The sequence below is a fragment of the Achromobacter sp. genome, from assembly GCF_036567245.1.
Classification (GTDB): domain Bacteria; phylum Pseudomonadota; class Gammaproteobacteria; order Burkholderiales; family Burkholderiaceae_B; genus Achromobacter.
The window spans coordinates 1-3,982 of sequence record NZ_DATCUY010000050.1 but is presented as its reverse complement, the minus strand read 5'-3'; the positions used below and the strand labels follow the sequence as shown (position 1 = coordinate 3,982).

Below are 3,982 nucleotides of genomic sequence, written 5' to 3'. Positions count from 1 at the left end.
GCGGCCGACGCCTTGCGCGACGGCCGGGTGGTCGAAGTGCTGCCGCAATTGGCTACCGAGGGATCGCCTCTGTATTTGGTGTGGCCGTTGAGCAAGCAACTGCTGCCCAAGGTGGATGCGGTGGTGGAGATGCTGGGGGATGCGCTGAGTATCGCCTAGCGGGCAGCCGCAACATCGCTCGGTCTGAGAAAGAGCCAGTCGAGCCCCGCCTTATGCCGCTCCCTTCTACGCTCATGGGCGGGAGGATAGCGGCTCGGGTAAACACTTCTGTTTATTTATTCAACATCTTTGTTTATGCTCGATCAGGCCGTGACCATTGGTCATGAAATACAGCGAATTCAAGAGATGGCTGGAACGGCAAGGGGCGGTGTTCGTGCCGCACAAATCAGGCAGCAGCCACTATCGGGTTACCTTGAACGGCGTGACAACGATCTTTCCACATCACGGGTCCAGGGAAATGGGCAAGCATCTGGAAAGCGAAATCAAGAAGCAGCTCGGTTTGAAATGACGTTGCGCATCCAGCACACCGGATGCGCGTCACGCGGACAGTCCTGCCTGGCACATTCATCAAACGGGAAACCTGAATGCTGACCTATCCCTACACCCTGACTCGCGACACTAACGATACGTGGCTGGTCCGGTTTCCTGATATTCCAGAAGCGCTCTCCGTGGGCCAGGACGTCGATGAGGCGGCGATCAATGCCGAAGAGGCGCTCGAGGCGGCGCTGGAGATCTATTTCGAGGCGCGCCGCCCCATTCCCATGCCCTCCAAGCCAGCCAAGGGGCAGGCGTCGGTAACCTTGCCTGCCTTGATTACCAGCAAGATCTTTCTGTCGAACGAGATGATTCTGCAGGGAGTGCGCAAGGCCGAGTTGGCGAGGCGCATGGGGGTGCACATGCCGCAGGTGGACCGCTTGCTGAACGTGCGGCATGCTTCCCGGATCGAGCAAGTGGAATCCGCCCTCGGACAGCTTGGGCGCCGCCTGGACGTGTCGATCGCCTGAGGCTGGTATCCGGGCAAGTCCCGCGCTCCAATGAAAATCGGCCCCGATAAATCGGGGCCGATCATCTTGCGTCGGAGAAAACCAGCCTTACTCCGCCGTTTCCTGCAGCACGCGCTTCGCTTCCTCGGCCACGCGCTCGGGGGCGGTGCCGCCCACGTGCTTGCGGGCCGCGACGGAGCCTTCCAGGGTCAGGACCTGGTGCACGTCGTCGCCGATGCTGGCGTGATAGGCCTTGAGCTCGTCCAGCGACAGGTCGGCCAGGTCGCAGCCGCGCTGTTCGCAGTCGCGCACCGCGTGGGCCACCACTTCGTGGGCGTCGCGGAAAGGCACGCCGCGCTTGACCAGGTAGTCGGCCAAATCGGTGGCGGTGGCGAAGCCCTGCAGGGCGGCGGCGCGCATGTTGTCGGCCTTGACCTTGATGCCGCCGGCCATGTCCGCGAAGATCGTCAGCGTGTCGCGCACGGTGTCGACGGTGTCGAACAGGCCTTCCTTGTCTTCCTGGTTGTCCTTGTTGTAGGCCAGCGGCTGGCCTTTCATCAGGGTCAGCAGGGCGACCAGGTGGCCGTTGACGCGGCCGGTCTTGCCGCGGGCCAGCTCGGGCACGTCGGGGTTCTTTTTCTGCGGCATGATCGAGCTGCCGGTGCAGAAGCGGTCGGCCAGGTCGATGAAGCCCACGCGCGGGCTCATCCAGAGCACCAGCTCTTCGGACAGGCGCGAGACGTGCGTCATGATCAGCGCGCCGGCGGCGCAGAATTCGATGGCGAAGTCGCGGTCGGACACGGCGTCCAGCGAATTGCGGCAGACGCCGTCAAAGCCCAGGGTCTTGGCGACGCGCTCGCGGTCGATCGGGAACGACGTGCCGGCCAGGGCGGCGGCGCCCAGCGGCAGACGGTTCACGCGGCGGCGGCAGTCGGCCAGGCGCTCGGCGTCGCGGCCGAACATTTCGGCATAGGCCAGCAGGTGGTGGCCGAAGGTGACCGGCTGGGCCACCTGCAGGTGCGTGAAGCCGGGCATGATGGTGCCGGCGTGTTCCAGCGCCACCGTGGCCAGGGCGCGGCGCAGTTGGCGCAGCAGGTCCAGCAGGTTGTCGATTTCGGCGCGCAGCCACAGGCGGATGTCGGTGGCGACCTGGTCGTTGCGCGAACGGCCGGTGTGCAGGCGCTTGCCCGCGTCGCCCACCAGTTCCACCAGGCGCTTTTCGATGTTCAGGTGCACGTCTTCGAGGTCGAGCAGCCATTGGAAGCTGCCGGCGTCGATTTCGGACAGGATCTGGGTCATGCCACGCTGGATGTCGGCCAGGTCCTGGGCGCCGATGATGCCTTGGGCGGTCAGCATGTCCGCGTGCGCGAGCGAGCCCTGGATGTCGTAGCGCGCCAGGCGCTTGTCGAAATCCACGGACGCCGTATAGCGCTTGACGAGTTCGGAAACCGGTTCCGAGAACCGGGCGGACCAGGCCTGCGCCTTGTTGGCGAACTGGTTTTGATCGGGGGAGGGAGTGTTTGCCATGATGGGCGGAATTATAGGGCCTGGCGTGGCGCCGGGCGACGGAGAGGGCCGGTTTTGCGCGCCGCGAACGTTCCGGCGAGCCTACTTGTCGGATAATCCTGGATTAGTTTCAAGACCTTAGAGCAGGAAGAGAGCCTATGCCCCTGGAATGGGAAGAGCTGGTCACCCAATTGGATACCCATCTGCCGCGCGAAGCCTGGGCGCAGACCTTGATCGGGATCGGCGCGCTGATCCTGACCGCGCTGTTCGTCCAGTGGGTCGTGGCCCGGGTCGTGCTGCTGCTGGCGCACCGCGTGCTGGTGCTCAGCGGCAGGGGCGATTGGGACAAGGCCCTGCAGCGCCGCCGCGCCTACCAGAACCTCTGGTACGCGGTGCCGTTTGCGGTGGTGTCGCTGGGCATAGGCCTGGTGCCGCACGTCGAGCGGGCGGTGACCATCGTCGGGCGGCTGGCGCACGCCGGCGCCTGGATCTGCGTGTTCGTGGCGTTTTCCGGCGTGCTGAGCGCCTGGCAGGACACCTACTCGGCCACCACGCGCGCGCAGACCCGTTCCATCAAGGGCTATATCCAGATCAGCAAGCTGATCCTGATGGCGGTATGCACCGTTTTGGTGCTTTCCATCCTGATCGATCGTTCGCCGCTCTGGATGATCTCGGGCCTGGGCGCGCTATCCGCCGTCCTGCTGCTGGTGTTCAAGGACACGCTGCTGTCCCTGGTGGCCAGCACCCAGCTGACCAGCAACGACATGCTGCGCATCGGCGACTGGATCGAAATGCCGCAGTCCAACGCCGACGGTTTCGTCAAGGACATCGCGCTGCACACGGTCAAGGTGCAGAACTGGGACAACACCGTTACCACGGTGCCCACCTACAAGCTGTTCTCGGAAAGCTACCGCAACTACCGCCACATGTTTGAATCGGGCGGGCGGCGCATCAAGCGCACCATCCGCATCGACTCGGCCAGCGTGCGCTTCCTGAGCGACGACGAGGCGCAGCGGCTGATGCGGTTCCGTCTGCTGCACGACTACCTGCAGGCCAAGACCCACGACATCGCCCAGGCCAACCAGACCATGGGCGAGCTGGCCAGCGTGCCGGCCAACCGCCGCCGCCTGACCAATATCGGCACCCTGCGGGCCTACGCGCTGGCCTATCTGAAGCAGAATCCGGAGGTGCGCCAGGACATGGCCATGATGGTGCGCATGATGGAGCCCACGTCCGAGGGCATCCCGGTCGAGGTCTATTGTTTTACCGCCGTGACCGCCTGGGTCGAGTACGAACGCATCCAGGGCGACATCTTCGACCATCTGCTGGCCATCCTGCCTGAATTGGGCCTGCGTCTGTACCAGCAGCCGTCTGGCGCCGATATCGGGGCGATGGGCGCCCATCTGCGCGAAGGCGCCTTGCAGGCGGCGCTGGCCGTCGAGGGCGGACGCCCGGGCCTGGCCGCGCCCTCGGAGCACGGGCTGACCGACGCG

General features: G+C 64.8%; 4 protein-coding genes. 3 read left to right on the top strand and 1 reads right to left on the bottom strand.

Translation table 11 applies throughout. The features are described 5' to 3' along the window. The first annotated feature begins 322 nt into the window (after positions 1-322). Complete coding sequence (locus VIR09_RS01725; protein ID WP_332011197.1) at positions 323-508, top strand: type II toxin-antitoxin system HicA family toxin; 186 nt, start codon at positions 323-325, stop codon at positions 506-508. A gap of 76 nt (positions 509-584) precedes the next feature. Further along, positions 585-1,004 carry a type II toxin-antitoxin system HicB family antitoxin gene (locus VIR09_RS01720; RefSeq protein ID WP_332011194.1) on the top strand — a complete coding sequence of 140 codons (420 nt, stop codon included), beginning with the start codon at positions 585-587 and terminating at the stop codon, positions 1,002-1,004. Between the two features lie 87 nt (positions 1,005-1,091). Here VIR09_RS01720 and argH read toward each other — a convergent pair whose 3' ends face one another. After that, entirely contained in the window at positions 1,092-2,510 is a 1,419-nt protein-coding gene (argH, locus tag VIR09_RS01715; protein WP_332011191.1) for an argininosuccinate lyase, read from the bottom strand. Between the two features lie 137 nt (positions 2,511-2,647). Here argH and VIR09_RS01710 point away from each other — a divergent pair. After that, positions 2,648-3,982, top strand: a 1,335-nt coding sequence (locus VIR09_RS01710; RefSeq protein ID WP_332011188.1) for a mechanosensitive ion channel family protein, incomplete at its 3' end; no start/stop codon positions are given.